Origin of the sequence: Herbidospora daliensis (assembly GCF_001570585.1) — a bacterium.
Classification (GTDB): Bacteria; Actinomycetota; Actinomycetes; order Streptosporangiales; family Streptosporangiaceae; genus Herbidospora; species Herbidospora daliensis.
The window spans coordinates 122,876-138,243 of sequence record NZ_BBXF01000006.1; the positions used below are offsets into that span (position 1 = coordinate 122,876).

Consider the following 15,368-nt stretch of genomic DNA (forward strand, 5'->3'; position numbering starts at 1 on the left):
GGAACAGGTTGCAGTTCGGTTGTAGCGTCGGGACATGCGGACCCGCGCGGCCGACATGTTCGGCCTTGAGTTCCCGATCTTCGCGTTCAGTCACTGCCGCGACGTGGTCGCCGCGGTCAGCCGGGCCGGGGGCATGGGCGTCCTCGGCGCCCTCTATTTCACCCCCGAAGAGCTGGAGACCGAGCTCGCCTGGATCGACGAGCACGTCGACGGCAAGCCCTACGGCGTCGACGTCGTCATGCCCGCCTCCTACGAGGGCGCGGAGTTCGCGCCCGAGGAGCTCGTCGGGCGGCTCCAGGGGATGATCCCCGACGGTCACCGGAAGTTCGTCGACGACCTGCTGACCCGCCACGGCGTGGCCGAGTCGGACGGCGCGGCCGGCCGGGTGCTGCTCGGCTGGACCGACGCCACCGCCCGCCCCCAGGTCGAGGTCGCCCTGCGACATCCGATAGCGCTGCTCGCCAACGCCCTCGGGCCGCCGCCCGCCGACGTGGTCGAGATGGCCCACGCCAAGGGCGTGAAGGTGGCCGCGCTGGCGTCCACCCCCCGGCACGCGATCAAACAGGTCGAGGTCGGGGTCGACCTCGTCGTCGCCCAGGGCACCGAGGCCGGCGGGCACACCGGCGAGATCTCCACGATGGTGCTGATCCCGCAGGTCGTCGACGCGGTCGACGTGCCGGTGCTGGCCGCCGGGGGCATCGGCGACGGACGGCAGGTCGCCGCCGGGCTCGCCCTCGGCGCCGAAGGGGTCTGGACGGGCTCGATCTGGCTGACCGTCGAGGAGGCCGACACCCCGGTGGCGGCCCGCGACAAGATCCTCGCGGCGACCTCGCGCGACACCGTCAGGTCGCGGTCGTGGACCGGCAAGCCCGCCCGGCTGCTCAAGAACGAGTGGACCGACGCGTGGGAGGCCGCCGACTCGCCCGGCACGCTGCCGATGCCGCTCCAGTTCATGCTGGTCAGCGACGCGCTGCGGCGCATCGGCCGGTCGGACGCCAAGGAGCTGGCCACCTTCCCGGCCGGTCAGATCATCGGCACGATGAACGACGTCAAACCGGCCAGGCAGGTGGTCTTCGACCTCGTCGAGGGCTACATCGAGGCCATGGAGCGGCTGAAGGCCATCAGTGACCGGTGAACCGGGCGGGCCGCTTGTCCCGGAACGCACGGGCCCCCTCCTTGGCGTCCTCGCTGCCGATGACGGGCCAGCCGAGGGCGTCGGAGACCTTGAGTGCCTCCTCCTCCGGCAGCCCGATCGTGTCGCGGTAGGCCCGCAGGATCGCCCGCACCGCGAGCGGCCCGCTGGCGGCCACGGCGTCGGCCAGCTCGCGGGCCTTTTCGAGCGCCTGGCCGTCGGGCACGACCTGGTTGACCAGGCCCATGCGCTGCGCCTCGTGCGCGCCGACCGCGCGGCCGGTGAGCAGCAGGTCCATCGCGAAGGCGTAGGGGATCTGGCGGGCCAGCCTGATCGCGCTGCCGCCCATCGGGAACAGCGCACGCCTGGCCTCGAACAGGCCCAGCGTCGCGCTCTCGGCGACCACCCGCAGGTCGGTGCCGACCAGCAGCTCGGTGCCGCCCGCGACGGCGTAGCCCTCGACGGCGCAGATGATCGGTTTGGTCGGCATGGCCTCGCGGAGCAGGCCGCGCCAGTGGTAGTTGGGGATCTCGGCGGCCCTGGCGCGAACCCGTTCGTCGTCGCTCGGATTCGCCATGGCCTTGAGGTCGGCGCCGGCGCAGAACGTGCCGCCCGCGCCGGTCAGGATGCCGACCCTGACGTCGTCTTGTTCGGATATGTACGTCCAGGCCTCCGCCAGCCCGACGAGCATGTCGGTGGAGAGGGCGTTGCGCGCCTCCTGGCGGTCCATGGTCACGATCACGACGTGGCCGTCGCGGTCGACACGGCAGTGCGGGGTGCTGATCGGCAGGCGTTCCACGTACGTACTGTCCGACGCCGACCCTCGAAGATCAAGCGCTTGGTTGGAAGGAGCGCTCATGGGCGCACTCGGATTCTGGCGGCTGGCGCAGGCCGATCCCACGTGGATCGCCGCGGTCGACCCCGACGGCACGGAGCACTCGGCCGGTGACCTGCTGGCCCGCGCGAACCGGCTCGTCCACGGGCTGCGCGAGCTCGGGCTGCGGCCCGGCGACGGCGTCTGCGGGCTGGTGCCCAACGGCGCCGACGGGCTGGTGCTCTACCTCGCGGCGCTGCAGGCCGGGTGGTACTACACGCCGGTGAACTGGCACCTGACGGGGCCGGAGATCGCGTACATCGTCGAGGACAGCGAGGCCAAGGCCTTCTTCGTGGACGAGCGCTTCGCCGTCGAAGGGGCCCGCGGCCGGGCCGGGCTCGGCCCCGAGCGGTGTTTCGCCTTCGGGGAGGTCGAGGGCTTCGCGCCGATCCCGACGGGCTCCGCCGAGATGCCGGCCGACCGGACCGCCGGGGCGACGATGCACTACACCTCCGGCACGACCGGCCGTCCGAAGGGGGTCCGGCGCGCGCTGACCGGCCTCGACCCCGACGACATGGCCGAGCTGATGACCTCGCTGCTGCGGCTGTTCGGCATCACCCCCGGGCAGCCCAACGCCCACCTGGTCACCGCGCCCGCCTACCACACCGCCGTCACCCAGTTCGGCGGCAGCGCCCTGCACATGGGCCACACGCTCGTGCTGATGGACAAGTGGGAGGCCGAGGAGACGCTGCGCCTGTGCGAGCGCTACCACGTCACCAACTCCCACCTGGTGCCGACCCACTTCAAGCGGCTGTTGTCGCTGCCGGAGGAGGTCAAGGGCCGGTACGACCTGTCGTCGCTGCGCTGGATGATCCACGCCGCCGCGCCCTGCCCGGTGCCGGTCAAGGCGGCGATGCTCGACTGGTGGGGCGACGTCGTCTACGAGTACTACGCCGCCACCGAGGGCGGCGGCACCCTCGCCACCCCGGAGGACTGGAAGAAGCACCCCGGCACGGTCGGCAAGGCGTGGCCGATCAGCGAACTCCTGATCGTGGACGACGAGATGAACCCCGTCGAGCAGGGCACCCCCGGGACCATCTACATGAAGATGGGGGCCGCCGCGTTCGAGTACAAGGGCGACCCAGAGAAGACCGCGGCCAACCGGCTGCGCGAGTTCTTCACCGTCGGCGACATCGGCTACCTCGACGGCGACGGCTTCCTGTTCCTGTGCGACCGCAAGGCCGACCTGATCATCTCGGGCGGGGCGAACATCTACCCCGCCGAGATCGAGAACGAGCTGCTCGTCCACCCCAAGGTCGCCGACGTCGCGGTGTTCGGCATCCCCGACGACGACTGGGGCGAGCAGATCAAGGCCGTCGTGGAACCGGCCGAAGGGGTGATCCCCGGCCCCGAGCTGGCCGCCGAGCTGCTCGACTCGCTGCGCGGGCGGTTGTCGACGATGAAGTGGCCCAAGACCATCGACTTCATCGCCGAGATGCCCCGCGAACCCAACGGCAAGCTGCTGAAACGCAAACTCCGCGCGCCTTACTGGGAGGGCCGGGCCAGTGCCATCTGAACCCAACCACGTTCTGGAGTTCCCGGGCGGCTACACCCGCTCGACCGGGCCGGTCATCGGCCGCTTCCTCACCGAACTGCGCGCCGGCCGGATCGTCGGGGTCCGCACGGCCGCGCGGAAGGTGCTGGTGCCGCCACTGGAGTACGACCCGGCGACCGGCGAACCGACGCTCACGACTCCCGACCAGACGAGCCCGGAACCGTCCTACGACTTCGTCGAGGTCGGCCCGGCCGGGACCGTCCGCGAGTGGACCTGGGTCGAGGAGCCGCGCAAGAACCACCCGCTCGACCGGCCGTTCGCGTGGGCGCTGATCCGGCTCGACGGCGCGGACACCTCGCTGGTGCACGCGGTCGACGCTCCGGTGAAGGCGATGCGGACCGGGATGCGGGTCTGGCCGCGCTGGCGATCCGACCGGGTCGGCTCGATCACCGACCTCGAGTGCTTCGTGCCCGAGGTGAGCACGATCGTGGCGACCGTGCGCACCGAGTACACGGTGACGCCGGGGGCCGCCCTCGCGCGGTACCTCGACGCGCTGACCAGGGAGGTCTTCCTGGCGGGCCGGTGCCCGACGTGCGAGAGCGTCTACGTGCCCTACCGGCTCTCGTGCCCGCAGTGCGGGTCGGTCATCGAGGAGGAGCTGGAGGTCGGGCCCGCGGGCACGGTCACCACGTTCGCGATCAACAACCTGCCCGACCCGCGCGCGCCGCAGGTGCCGTTCGTGTCGGCGTACATCCTGCTCGACGGGGCCGACACCCCGATCATCGCGCTGCTGTCGGAGATCCCGTCCGACCAGGTCACCGAGGGGATGCGGGTGCGGGCCGTGTTCGAGGGCGGGACCGTCAAGTGGTTCGCGCCGGAACGGGAGGCGTGATGAGACCGGTCGCCGTCGCGGCGTTCGCGCAGACCACGCACACCGATCACGACACCGGGCTGGCGGAGGCGGAGCTGATCCTCCCGGTCATCCGGGCGGTACGCGAACAGTCGGGCCTCACCGAATTCGGCTTCACCTGCTCGGGCAGCTGCGACTACCTGGCCGGGGCGCCGTTCTCGTTCGTGTCGGCCCTCGACGCGCTCGGCGCGTGGCCGCCGATCCAGGAGAGCCACGTCGAGATGGACGCCGCCTTCGCGCTCTACGAGGCGTGGGTGCGATTACAACACGGCGACGTCGACTCGGCCCTGGTCTACGGCTTCGGCAAGTCGTCGATGGGCGACCTGCGCGAGATCATGACCCTCCAGCTCGACCCCTATTACCTGGCCCCGCTGGGCCTCGACCAGCTCTCCTACGCGGGCCTCCAGCGCAGCGCGGTCAAGGGGGACTTCCCGGCCGTCGCCCGGCGCAGCTGGGAGTCCGCTCAGACCAACCCCTACGCGCTCAAGCTTCCCGAACCCGTGGAGACCGCCCCGATCACGGACGGAGCCGCCGCGATCGTATTGGTGGCGGGCGATCTCCTCCAGGACCGCACGAACCTCGCGTACATCACCGGCATCGCCCATCGCATAGATCCGCACTATCCGGGCATGAGGGATCTCACCCGGTCGGCCTCCGCCGCCGCTGCCGCAACGGCGGCGGGGGTCGGCAAGGGCCCTGTCGACGTCGCCGAACTGCACGTCCAGTTCGCCCACGAGGAGATCGTCCTCGCCGAGGCGCTCGGCCTGCCCGCCGGCACGGTCGTCAACCCCTCCGGCGGCCCGCTGGCCGCCAACCCGGTCATGGCGACCGGGCTCATCCGCATCGGCGAGGCCGCCAGCCGGGTCATGGACGGCACCGCCGCCCGCGCCGTCGCCCACGCCACCAGCGGGCCCTGCCTCCAGCACAACCTCGTCGCCGTCCTGTCCCGGGAGTCGTGATGGGCAATCGTTGCGCGGTCATCGGGGTCGGCCAGACCCACTACACGACCCGGCGCCGGGACGTCTCCATGGCCGGGCTGGTCAGGGAGGCGGCGCTGCGCGCCCTGGAGGACGCCGGGCTCACCTTCGCCGACATCGACGCCGTCGTCGTCGGCAAGGCGCCCGACCTGTTCGAGGGCGTCATGATGCCGGAGGCGTACCTCGCCGACGCGCTCGGCGCGGCCGGCAAGCCCATGATGCGGGTGCACACCGCCGGGAGCGTCGGCGGCTCCACGGCGCTCGTCGGGGCCTCGCTCATCCAGGGCGGCGTGCACGACCGGGTGCTGGTGGTGGCGTACGAGAAACAGAGCGAGTCGAACGCCACGTGGGCCCTGACCACCCATCTGCCGTTCACGTCGTCGCTGGTCGTGGGGGCGGGCGGCTACTTCGCCCCGCACATCCGCGAGTACATGCGCCGGTCGGGCGCGCCCGACCACATCGGCACCCTGGTCGCGGTCAAAGACCGGCTGAACGCGCTGAAGAACCCCTACGCGCACCTGCGCATCCCCGGCATCGACCGCGCCATGGTCGAGTCGACGCCCATGTTGTGGGAGCCGATCCGCTACCTGGAGACGTGCCCGTCGTCCGACGGCGCGTGCGCGATCGTGTTGTCGTCGGAGCACGCGGTGACCGGGACCCCGGCGTGGGTGCACGGCGGCGCGATGCGCTCCGAGCCCATCTTCCGGGCCGGCCGCGACACCGTCAGCCCGCAGGCGGGCATCGACTGCGCCGCCGACGTCTACCGCCAGGCCGGCGTGACCGACCCGCGCCGCGACCTCGACGTGGCCGAGGTCTACGTGCCGTTCAGCTGGTACGAGCCCATGTGGCTGGAGAACCTCGGCTTCTGCGGCGTCAACGAGGGCTGGAAGCTCACCGAGGCCGGGGCCACCGCACTCGACGGCGACATCCCGTGGAACGCCTCCGGCGGGGTGTTGTCGAGCAACCCGATCGGCGCCTCCGGGCTCATCCGGTTCGCCGAGGCCGCGCTCCAGGTCCGGGGCATGGCGGGCGAGCACCAGGTCGAGGGGGCCAGGAAGGCCCTCGGGCACGCGTACGGCGGAGGCGCGCAGTTCTTCGCCATGTGGATCGTCGGAGCGGAGAAGCCATGAGCCCGATGCACTTCCACCACGCCGACCTCTTCGAGGGGCTGGCCGACGCCATCGGCGACCGCACGGCCGTGGTCTGCGGCGACGACCGGGCCACCTACGCCGAACTCGACGCCGCCGCCAACCGGCTGGCCCACCACCTCGCCGGGCACGTCGCCCCCGGTCAGCACGTCGGCGTCCACCTCTACAACGGGCTCGAATACGTGATCGCGCTGCTGGCGATCCTGAAGATCCGCGCGGTGCCGGTGAACGTCAACTACCGCTACGTCGCGGCCGAACTGAGCTACCTGTACGACGACTCCGACATCGTCGCCCTGGTCTACTCGGCCGAGTTCGACGACCGGGTCGCCGCCGCCCGCACCGACCGGATGCGCCACCTCATCGCGGTGGGCGACTCGGCCATCGCCGACGCGGTGCCGTGGAGCCGCGCGGTCGAGGGCTCCGCCGACCGCGACTTCGGCCCGCGCGACGGCCAGGACGTCTACATCATCTACACCGGCGGGACGACCGGCCTGCCCAAGGGCGTGTTGTGGACGCACGAGGACCTGTTCATGGCCTTCGGCGGCGGCAACCCCTACGGCGCGCCGCACACCACGCCCGAGGCGGTCGTCGAGCAGGCCCGCGCCGCCGGGCCGCTCACCATGATGGCCGCGGCCCCGCTGATGCACGGCGCCGCCCAGATGGGCACGTTCATCGCGTTCTGGATGGGCGCGACGATGGTCTACGTGCCGCGCTTCGAGGCCGACGCGGTGCTGCGCGCGATCGGCCGGGAGAAGGTGGTGTCGATCACCATCACCGGCGACGCCATGGCGGTTCCGCTGGCCGACGCGTTGGAGACGGGTTCCTACGATCTGTCGTCGTTGTTCGTGCTCAGCTCGACCGGCGCGATCCTGACCGGGGCCGTCCGCGACCGCCTGCAGGCGCTGCTCCCGAACGTCATGATCATGGACAGCTTCGGCTCGACCGAGTCGGGCTACACCGCCTCGGCGGTCGCCGGGTCGTCGCCGGAGTCGGGCCTGAAATACCAGCCCAACCCGAACGCGACGATGGCCGTGCTCGACGGCGCGCTGCGCCCGGTCGCCCCCGGTGAGATGGGCGTGGTGGCCAAGACCGGCCGCATCGCCCACGGCTACTACAAGGACCCGGCGAAGACCGAAGAGACCTTCGTGACCGACGCCGACGGCGTGAAGTGGCTGCTCACCGGCGACGTCGCCCGCGTGGAGGAGGACGGCACCATCCGCGTCTACGGCCGCGGCTCCCAGTGCATCAACACCGGCGGCGAGAAGGTCTTCCCCGAAGAGGTCGAAGCCGTGCTGAAAGGCCACCCGGGCGTCTTCGACGCGGTCGTCACCGGCCTGCCCGACGACCGCTGGGGCCACCGCGTGGCCGCCGTCGTCGAACCCCGCACCAAGAACCTCACGGAGTCGGACCTCGACGCCCACTGCCGCGAACGCCTATCGGGCTACAAGGTCCCTCGGCAGTACGCGTTCGTGGGGGAACTGGTGCGCTCCCCGTCGGGCAAGGCCGACTACAGGTGGGCCCGCGAACAGTTCGACCCGTGACCGGGGCCGGGGGGTCGCTTGGGTGGGTCAGCGTTTGATGTCGTAGGTCAGGTGGGTGGCCAGGGGGGAGGTGCGGCAGTTCACCAGGTCTAGGTCGGCCTCGAAGGTGCCGTCGAACAACGGTGTGCCGCTGCCCAGGACCACGGGGGCGATGGTGATCCAGAGCCGGTCGACCACGCCCATCCGGAGATACTGCCGGATGACGTCGGCGCCGCCGCCGATGGCGATCGGGAGGTCGCCTGCCGTCTCGCGGGCGCGCTTCAGCGCCTCCTCCGCGCCGGTGACGTAGGTGAAGTCGGTCGGCAGGTCGTCGGTGATCCGGTTGGTCAGCACGAAGATCGGGCTGGCGAACGGGTTCTCGCCGCCCCACGCGCCGGCCGCGTCGAACATGCTCCGGCCGACGATGGTCGCGCCCGCCCCGTTCATCTCGGCGATGACCTCGGCGTCGACCGGGTGGAGGTCGCTGCCGGACGACGGGTTCTCGTAGGTCCACGGCCCGCCGAACACCCAGTAGTGGAGGCGTTCGCCGCCGTCGCCGAGACCTCGGCCGGGGCCCCAGTTCGGACCGGCGACGAAACCGTCGAGGGAGATGGTGATGCCCGCGTGAATCATGCCGTCATCGTGCCCGAGGGCACCGACAGAATCGGCTACTTCGACGGCTCCCCGGCGAACGCGGCCACCCCGCCGAGCGCGATGTAGACGACGCCGCTGCCGACGTCGAGCCGGCGACGGGCGGCGGCCGAGCGCTTGAGGCGTCCGGACAACGCGGAGGCGGCCAGGGCGTAGGTGCCGTCGCTGGCCATGCCGAGGACGACCCAGATCATGCCGAGCAGCACGATCTGCGGGGCCAGCGGGCCCGCGTGCGGGTCGGCGAACTGCGGCAGGAAGGCCAGGAAGAAGATGGCGGTCTTCGGGTTGAGCACGTTCACCACGAAGCCCTCGCCGAACAGGCGCGCCTTCGGGGTCGCGACGACCACGGCCTCCTCGGCCGAGCTCCGGTCCATGAGCTTGCGGACGCCCAGGTAGACGAGGTAGGCGGCGCCGGCGTACTTGACGATGGTGAACGCCGTCGCCGAGGCGGCCAGGATCGCGCTGATGCCCAGCGCGGCGGCGGCGATGTGGACGAGCGACCCGGCGTGCACGCCGAGCACCGAGACCATCCCGGCGGCACGCCCCTGGGCGACGCTGCGGGTGACGATGTAGACCACGGCGGGGCCGGGCACGAGCAGCAGAGCCAGGGTGGCGACGGAAAAGACGGCGAGCGTCGGCAGATCGGGCATGCCGCGAGGATAAGGACGAACGCGCTGATCACGCCAAGGGTTTTGCCAGCGCCTCCAGCAGCGCCTGGGTGGCCGGGGGATCGGGCGGGGCGCCGTAGGTGGCGGCGTACACGTGCCTGACCGAGCCGGGCAGTTCGACGGTCCGGACCTTCGGGTTGCGGTGGGCCCGCAGGGCCAGCGACGGCAGCATCGCCACGCCGAGCCCGGCCGCGACCATCGCCTGCACGGCGACGTAGTCGTCGGTGGTGAACGTGATGTTCGGGGTGAAGCCCTCTTTCGCGCACACGTCGAGCAGGTGGCGGCGGCAACGTTCGCAACCGGCGATCCACTGGCCGTCGCGGTGGTCCTTGAGGGCCGGGCCGTCGAGGTGGACCAGGTGGCCGGGGTCGTCGAACAGGTGGCGGGTGCGGACGTCGGGGTCCTCGCCCAGTCCGTACCCGAAGACCACCGCGACGTCGGCCTCGCCGGCCCTGATCATCGCCAGCGCCTCGGGCGGTTCGGCCTCGACGATGTGCAGCTCCACGCCCGGGTAGGACCGCGCGAGCCGGACGCCGGCCTCGGGCACGAAGGTGCCGAGCGCGGAGGGGAAGGCGGCCAGCCTGACCCGGCCGGCCCTGAGCTGGATGAGCGCCTCGAGTTCGGTGGCGGCGGAGTCGAGCCGGCCGAGGATCTCGGCGGCGCGTTCGGCGAGCAGCTGCCCGGCGTCGGTCAGCCGGACCCCTCGGCCCACGCGTTGCAGCAGCTTGGCGCCGGTCTCGGCTTCGAGCCGGGCCAGGTGGTGGCTGACGGAGGGCTGGGCGTAGTGGAGCTCCTTGGCGGCCGCGGTCAGCGAGCCGGTGCGGGCGACGGCGACGAGTACCCTCAGGCGGACGGGGTCGAGCACCTCATCGATGCTACTCAGGCCGGTATATGGCGGGAATACATCGACACCGTCTATGGATTTCGCGCTATTTCCCTATTGGACCTATCGATGGGGGTGGGGTCAGGCTGGTCGGCATGACCGACATGCGTGACATCCTCCAGGCCGCTTCCCTGCTCGCCCGGCACATCCCGCCGACCCCGATGTGGAGCTACCCCGTCCTGAACGCGGCCGCCGGGGCGGAGCTCTGGGTGAAACACGAGAACACCCAGCCGATCGGGGCCTTCAAGGTGCGCGGCGGCCTGACCCTGCTCGCGACCATGGTCGACCGCGACCGCGGGGTGGTGGCCTACTCGACGGGGAACCACGCGCAGTCGATCGCCTACGCCGCGCGGCTGTTCGGCACGCCGTGCGCGATCGTGATGCCGGAGAACCCGAACCCGTCGAAGGTCGCCGCCGTCGAGGCCCTCGGCGCGACGGTCGTCGTCGGCGGGGCGACCATGGTCGAGGCCGCCGACGTGGCCCGCGAGGAGGCTTCCCGGCTGGGTCGGCGGCTGATCAGCCCGGCGGACGAGCCCGAGATCATCGCCGGGGTGGGCACCCTCTACCTGGAGATCCTGTCGCAGCGTCCCGACCTCGACGCGATCCTGGTCCCGGTCGGCAGCGGAACCGGCGCGGCGGCCGCCTGCCTGGTGGCGCGGGCGCTGGCTCCCGGCTGTCAGGTGATCGGCGTCCAGTCGGCCGCCGCCCCTGCGGCGCACGACTCGTGGCGGCTCGGCGAGATGGTGCTGCGCCCGATGAAAACGCGTGTGGACGGCCTGGCCACCGGCGCGGCCTACGCGCTCCCGCAGCAGGTGATGCGGGAACTGCTCACCGACTTCCTCCTGGTCACCGACGAGGAGATCCGCACCGCCCAGCGCCTGCTGCTCACCCACGCCCACACTCTGGCCGAGGGCGCGGGCGCGGCGGCCCTGGCGGGCATGCTCTCCCAGCGCGAACAGTTCGCAGGGAAGAAGGTCGCGATCGTGGTGTCAGGCGGCAACGCGGGCCCGGCGGAACTGACGGCGCTTTTCGAGCGAGGGTCCGCATGAGCCGTGCAGTGCGGCAACCCGGGGCTGGCGGTACTTGCGGCGCTTCACAAGCCTGGGGCCGCATGAGCCGTGCAGTGCGGGCCCGGCGAAGCTGACGGCGCTCTAGGGAATCCCATAAGCCGAAATATCCGGCCGGAGGCCGGATCAGGGGAGGTCGTCGCGGGTTTCGTCGTCTAGGTCGTGGAGGGCCTGGCGGGTGAGCTCCAGGTCGGCCGTCAGTTGGTCGAGGGCCAGGGGGGTGGCGGTGCCGCTGGTCGCGTCCAAGGCCGACAGTTCGACCAGCCGGGCCACCAGGCCCTCCAGGACGATCACCGTCGACTCCAGCCGGACCAGCAGGCGTTCGCGGGTCTGTGACAACCGCGTGTAGACCCCCTCCTGCGCCGTCAGGGCCGAGATCGCGCGGTCGAGTTCGGCGGCGATCTCCGGGCGGGCCGACTCGCGGGAGTGGGTCAGCCGCAGGCGTTCCTGGCGCAGGAAGTCGGGGTCGAAGCGGCCGAGGGCCGCCGTGGTGACCGAGGTGTGGGCGGCCAGTCGCCGCAGGGTCGCGACCGTGTCGTCTACCTGGGAGCGCATCGACGCCACCGGGCCGACCAGCAGGCGGCCGCGCATCGACTCGCTCAGTTCGGCGAAGGCCGTCGCCGCGTTCTCCGCGCGGGCCAGGGCGCGGTCCTCCGCGCTGGCCGGGGTCACCGGGGTGATCGACCGGGGTTCGCCGGGTTCGGGGGAGGCCAGGAAGGCGGCGATCAGCCAGCCCACCAGGGCGACGGCGACGGCCGCCGCGATCGGCAGGCGCAGAGCCAGGGAGGCGAGGCCCGCGACGGCCCCCGGCAGCAGGGCCCACGGGTTGGCGAACCTAGAAATTGGCGATCACCTCCGTGAAGATCCGGTCGATCACGCCGGGGTCGCGGGAGTCGTAGGAGGCCGCCCGCGTCGTGGCGGAGATGGTCTGCAACGTCTCCAGGTCGGCGTCGGCCCCGTAGGCGATGGTGAAGACCCGCACCGGGTGCCGCCCGCGCAGGCCGCTCAGGAGCCGGTCGAGGGTGATGGTCTGCTGGACTTCGTTGCGTCCGTCGGTGAGGAGCACCACGGCGTCGATGGTGTCACTTCCGGCCTGCTCCTGTACGTGCCGGTACGCCGCCAGCGCCGTGTCATGCAGGCTCGTGGCCCCCTGGGGATGCAGCCGGTCGATCGCTTCCCGCAGGTCGTCGCGGGTGCCGGCGGCGATCGGCACCAGTTCCTTCCGGCCGGTCGAGAACGACCACAACCCGACCCGGTCGCGGGGGCCGAAGTCGCCGACGGCCCGTTCGGCCGCCGACTGGGCCAGGGCCAGCTTCGACTTCCCCGTACCGGAAGCGGACGCCTCCATCGACCCCGACACGTCCATGACCATCAGCACGTTGGCCGGCTTGCGCAGCTCGGCCCAGCTCGCCAGCACGGCGTCGAGCACCTTCGGGGCCGGGACCTGGAGGATCTTCACCGGCAGGGGCTCGTCGAGGGCCCGGAAGCCGTGGTCGGTGAAGCGCTGCTGCTGCGCGGGGGCCCGCAGGTAGGCCAGGAAGTCGGCCGCGACCTTGCGCTTGGCGGGGGTGGCCCACTTCAGCACGGCGTAGGGGTTGTCGGACAGCAGCGTGCCCTCTTTCGGATGCACGGCCACGAGCGGCACCTCGGGCCGGTCATGCCGCCCGAGCGTCGCCGGGTCGCCCGTCGGGTTGCCCTCGTTGTAGTCCCACACCGACTTCTCCTCGACGGTGACCGCGGAGATGTAGGACATCGCCGCCCCCGCGTCGTCGGCCCGCTGAAGGTTGGACAGGAACGTGAGCGTGGTGTCGCCGTAGTGGACGATCGACCGCTCGACCCCCTGGACGAACCGCCGTACCTTCGGCGCGGCGACGTCGCGGGTGGTCAGGTCTCCCGATACCCCGGTCGCGGCGACGTACGCCCCGATGGTCGCGTTCAGCCCCGAGGTGGAGAAGCCCGGATGGGTCTTGCCGAGCCGGAACGGCCCCCACTCGGGGTGCCCGTGCCGCGCCCACCCCTCCTCGGAGGAGGCCAGCTCCAGCACGTCACCCCAGCCGAGCGCCTTCTCGGGCCACCCGAGGGCCGCGGCCATCGGCTCGGGCATCGCGATGACCAGCGGCGTCTTCACGATCGAGGGGGCCTCGGCCGGGATCGGCGCCGAGCGGGCCCGCTGCCGCAGCAGCGTCAGCCAGCCGGACGCCGCCGGGCTCCACACGTCGGGCCGCGCCCCGTCGTCACGGGTCCAGCCGTCGGCCAGCGCGTCGAGGGCCGCCCCGGACGCCATCGTCGTCACGACGACCTCGCCGCAGCCCTTGCGCGAGTAGTCGGCCGCCATCTGCCGTAACAGCTCGGCCTTCTCGCTGGACGCCGCGATCCGCACCCCGGCCGTCGACGGGGTGCATTCGGGATCGGCATGGACCGTCCGGACCACCACGACGATCGCGCCCGCCACGATGGCGGCGACCACCAGGGCCGAAGCGAGACGCGGACGGCCGAAGGCCGGCCGTGGCTCGCGCTGCGAATCTGCCTCAGGTAACCGGCGGGATCGACGGCGCACAGGGGCCTCCCACAGATGTGTCGGTATATATGCCGACGAACGGGGGCCCGGCAAAGTTCTTTACGAGGCTCCGTACTCCAGCAGGAACAGCGCCTCGGTGGTGGCGACGCGGCGGAGCTCGTCGATCACGACCCGCTCGTTGGGGGCGTGGATGCGGGCGGCCTCGTCTTCAGCGCCGAACAGCAGCAGCTCGGCCTCCGGGAACTGGCGCTGGAGGGTGGCCACCAGCGGGATGCCGCCGCCCTGGCCGACGTCGCGCGGCTCCCGGCCGAACGCCCTGGTCATCGCCCGGTCGAGGGCGGCGCGGGCGGGCCCGCCCGCCGGGGCCTGGAAGCCCGAGCCGACCGACACGTCGGAGAAGGTCACGTGGACGCCCCACGGCGCCTGCGCCTCCAGGAAGGCGGTCACGTCGGACAGGGCCGTCTTCGGGTCGTTGGCGGCCGGGATGCGAATGGTCACCCGGGCCCGCGCGACCGCCTGGATGGCGTTGACCGCGCCCGAGACCGTCGGCACGTCGAGCCCGGTCACCGTGATCGCGTAGGAGCCCCAGATGCGGTCGGCGATCGAGCCGGTGCCGACCAGCGAGACCCCGTCGAGCACCCCGGCGCCCGCGCGGAACTCCTCGTCGGTGCCGGCGTCGCCGTCGAACACGCCCTTCTCCAGGCCCGGGACGCGCAGGTCGCCGTTGTCGTCGTGGAGGGCGACCAGCATCCGCATCAGCGCCGACAGGGCGTCGGGGGCCGGGCCGCCGAAGGCGCCGCTGTGCAGGGCGTCCTTGAGCGTGCGCACCTCGACCGTGACGGCGGCCATGCCGCGCAGCGAGGTGGTCACGGCCGGGTCGCCGACGGCGGGGTTGCCGCAGTCGGCCACGATGATCGCGTCGGCGCGGACCAGCTCGGGGTTCTCCTCGACGAACCGCTCCAGGCGCTCGCCGGCGTACTCCTCCTGGCCCTCGATGATTACCCGGACCCCCACAGGGAAGTCGCCGTCGAAGGCGCGGAGCGCGGTGAGGTGGGTGATGATGCCGGACTTGTCGTCGGCGGCGCCCCGCCCGTACACGGCACCGTCGATCTCGGTGGGCTCGAAGGCCGGGGTGTCCCACAGGGCGGGGTCGCCGGGGGGCTGGACGTCGTAATGGGCGTACAGGAGCACGGTCGGAGCGCCGGGAGGCGCGGGGGCCTCGGCGTAGACGGCGGGGAAGCTGCCCGCGACCGGGATCTGCCGCACGGTCGGCAGACCGGCGTCGCGCAGCAGCGACTCCACGGCCGCGGCGGCGCGCCGCACCTCCTCCTCCGGATGGCCGGGGAAGGCGACCGACGGGATAGAGACCAGCGCCTTGAGGTCCTCCACCGCGCGCGGCATGGCGGCGGCGACGGCGTCTTCGATGTCACCAGGAGTCATGCGCCCCATCGAACCACAAACCGGGCACCTGCCCGGAGCGGGACGCGTGCCGCGATCATGAATCTGCCCAGATCAAACAGGTCGA

Annotated in this window: 14 protein-coding genes; 7 read left to right on the forward strand and 7 right to left on the reverse strand. The window is 71.9% G+C overall.

The genetic code is table 11. The features are described 5' to 3' along the window. The first annotated feature begins 34 nt into the window (after nucleotides 1-34). Nucleotides 35-1,135: an NAD(P)H-dependent flavin oxidoreductase gene (locus AW274_RS28810; protein ID WP_062438334.1), complete on the forward strand. Its 1,101-nt coding sequence runs from the start codon at nucleotides 35-37 to the stop codon at nucleotides 1,133-1,135. Here the strand turns inward: AW274_RS28810 and AW274_RS28815 are convergent. Further along, nucleotides 1,122-1,931 carry a crotonase/enoyl-CoA hydratase family protein gene (locus AW274_RS28815; protein WP_232320466.1) on the reverse strand — a complete coding sequence of 270 codons (810 nt, stop codon included), beginning with the start codon at nucleotides 1,929-1,931 and terminating at the stop codon, nucleotides 1,122-1,124. The two genes, AW274_RS28810 and AW274_RS28815, sit on opposite strands and share 14 nt — an antisense overlap. Before the next feature lie 58 nt (nucleotides 1,932-1,989). Between AW274_RS28815 and AW274_RS28820 the strand changes: the two genes are divergently transcribed. Genes AW274_RS28820 through AW274_RS28840 form a run of 5 tightly spaced genes read left to right on the forward strand, consistent with a single transcriptional unit; the run spans nucleotide 1,990 to nucleotide 8,077 of the window. Next, entirely contained in the window at nucleotides 1,990-3,522 is a 1,533-nt protein-coding gene (locus AW274_RS28820; protein ID WP_062438341.1) for an acyl-CoA synthetase, read from the forward strand. Further along, complete coding sequence (locus AW274_RS28825; RefSeq protein WP_062438344.1) at nucleotides 3,512-4,393, forward strand: Zn-ribbon domain-containing OB-fold protein; 882 nt, start codon at nucleotides 3,512-3,514, stop codon at nucleotides 4,391-4,393. The genes AW274_RS28820 and AW274_RS28825 overlap by 11 nt, the downstream gene beginning before the upstream one ends. Next, nucleotides 4,393-5,370: a thiolase family protein gene (locus tag AW274_RS28830; RefSeq protein ID WP_062438348.1), complete on the forward strand. Its 978-nt coding sequence runs from the start codon at nucleotides 4,393-4,395 to the stop codon at nucleotides 5,368-5,370. The genes AW274_RS28825 and AW274_RS28830 overlap by 1 nt, the downstream gene beginning before the upstream one ends. Then, nucleotides 5,370-6,518 carry a thiolase family protein gene (locus AW274_RS28835; RefSeq protein WP_062438351.1) on the forward strand — a complete coding sequence of 383 codons (1,149 nt, stop codon included), beginning with the start codon at nucleotides 5,370-5,372 and terminating at the stop codon, nucleotides 6,516-6,518. Before AW274_RS28830 ends, AW274_RS28835 begins: the two co-directional genes overlap by 1 nt. Then, complete coding sequence (locus tag AW274_RS28840; protein ID WP_369408681.1) at nucleotides 6,515-8,077, forward strand: acyl-CoA synthetase; 1,563 nt, start codon at nucleotides 6,515-6,517, stop codon at nucleotides 8,075-8,077. The genes AW274_RS28835 and AW274_RS28840 overlap by 4 nt, the downstream gene beginning before the upstream one ends. Nucleotides 8,078-8,104: 27 nt before the next feature. Here AW274_RS28840 and AW274_RS28845 read toward each other — a convergent pair whose 3' ends face one another. Genes AW274_RS28845 through AW274_RS28855 form a run of 3 tightly spaced genes read right to left on the reverse strand, consistent with a single transcriptional unit; the run spans nucleotide 8,105 to nucleotide 10,240 of the window. Next, nucleotides 8,105-8,689, reverse strand: coding sequence for a dihydrofolate reductase family protein (locus AW274_RS28845; RefSeq protein ID WP_062438358.1), 585 nt, complete (start codon nucleotides 8,687-8,689; stop codon nucleotides 8,105-8,107). 35 nt (nucleotides 8,690-8,724) lie between these two features. Continuing rightward, the gene (locus AW274_RS28850; RefSeq protein WP_062438360.1) at nucleotides 8,725-9,357 is read right to left on the reverse strand and encodes a LysE family translocator; all 633 of its coding nucleotides are present in this window, start codon (nucleotides 9,355-9,357) and stop codon (nucleotides 8,725-8,727) included. Between the two features lie 28 nt (nucleotides 9,358-9,385). Then, nucleotides 9,386-10,240, reverse strand: coding sequence for a LysR family transcriptional regulator (locus tag AW274_RS28855; protein WP_062438364.1), 855 nt, complete (start codon nucleotides 10,238-10,240; stop codon nucleotides 9,386-9,388). 113 nt (nucleotides 10,241-10,353) lie between these two features. On the opposite strand from AW274_RS28855, the gene AW274_RS28860 reads away from it, so the two are divergent. Then, on the forward strand, nucleotides 10,354-11,307 hold the full coding sequence (locus AW274_RS28860; RefSeq protein ID WP_062438367.1) for a threonine ammonia-lyase: 954 nt from the start codon (nucleotides 10,354-10,356) through the stop codon (nucleotides 11,305-11,307). A 144-nt stretch (nucleotides 11,308-11,451) separates the two neighbouring features. Here the strand turns inward: AW274_RS28860 and AW274_RS28865 are convergent, their stop codons facing one another. From AW274_RS28865 to AW274_RS28875, 3 genes are all read right to left on the reverse strand, one after another. Further along, on the reverse strand, nucleotides 11,452-12,063 hold the full coding sequence (locus AW274_RS28865; RefSeq protein ID WP_062438370.1) for a hypothetical protein: 612 nt from the start codon (nucleotides 12,061-12,063) through the stop codon (nucleotides 11,452-11,454). Nucleotides 12,064-12,160: 97 nt separating this feature from the next. Beyond that, nucleotides 12,161-13,792 (reverse strand): substrate-binding and VWA domain-containing protein, encoded by a 1,632-nt coding sequence (locus AW274_RS28870; protein WP_232320468.1) that lies wholly within the window; start codon nucleotides 13,790-13,792, stop codon nucleotides 12,161-12,163. Nucleotides 13,793-13,942: 150 nt separating this feature from the next. Continuing rightward, the gene (locus AW274_RS28875; protein WP_062438373.1) at nucleotides 13,943-15,283 is read right to left on the reverse strand and encodes a M20/M25/M40 family metallo-hydrolase; all 1,341 of its coding nucleotides are present in this window, start codon (nucleotides 15,281-15,283) and stop codon (nucleotides 13,943-13,945) included. Nucleotides 15,284-15,368 lie beyond the last annotated feature (85 nt).

Coding starts and splice junctions, on each gene's coding strand:
- AW274_RS28830 (WP_062438348.1), top strand. CDS start 4,393: ATGAGACCGGTCGCCGTCGCGGCGTTCGCGCAGACCACGCACACCGAT.
- AW274_RS28875 (WP_062438373.1), bottom strand. CDS start 15,283: ATGACTCCTGGTGACATCGAAGACGCCGTCGCCGCCGCCATGCCGCGC.
- AW274_RS28820 (WP_062438341.1), top strand. CDS start 1,990: ATGGGCGCACTCGGATTCTGGCGGCTGGCGCAGGCCGATCCCACGTGG.
- AW274_RS28840 (WP_369408681.1), top strand. CDS start 6,515: ATGAGCCCGATGCACTTCCACCACGCCGACCTCTTCGAGGGGCTGGCC.
- AW274_RS28860 (WP_062438367.1), top strand. CDS start 10,354: ATGACCGACATGCGTGACATCCTCCAGGCCGCTTCCCTGCTCGCCCGG.
- AW274_RS28810 (WP_062438334.1), top strand. CDS start 35: ATGCGGACCCGCGCGGCCGACATGTTCGGCCTTGAGTTCCCGATCTTC.
- AW274_RS28845 (WP_062438358.1), bottom strand. CDS start 8,689: ATGATTCACGCGGGCATCACCATCTCCCTCGACGGTTTCGTCGCCGGT.
- AW274_RS28850 (WP_062438360.1), bottom strand. CDS start 9,357: ATGCCCGATCTGCCGACGCTCGCCGTCTTTTCCGTCGCCACCCTGGCT.
- AW274_RS28835 (WP_062438351.1), top strand. CDS start 5,370: ATGGGCAATCGTTGCGCGGTCATCGGGGTCGGCCAGACCCACTACACG.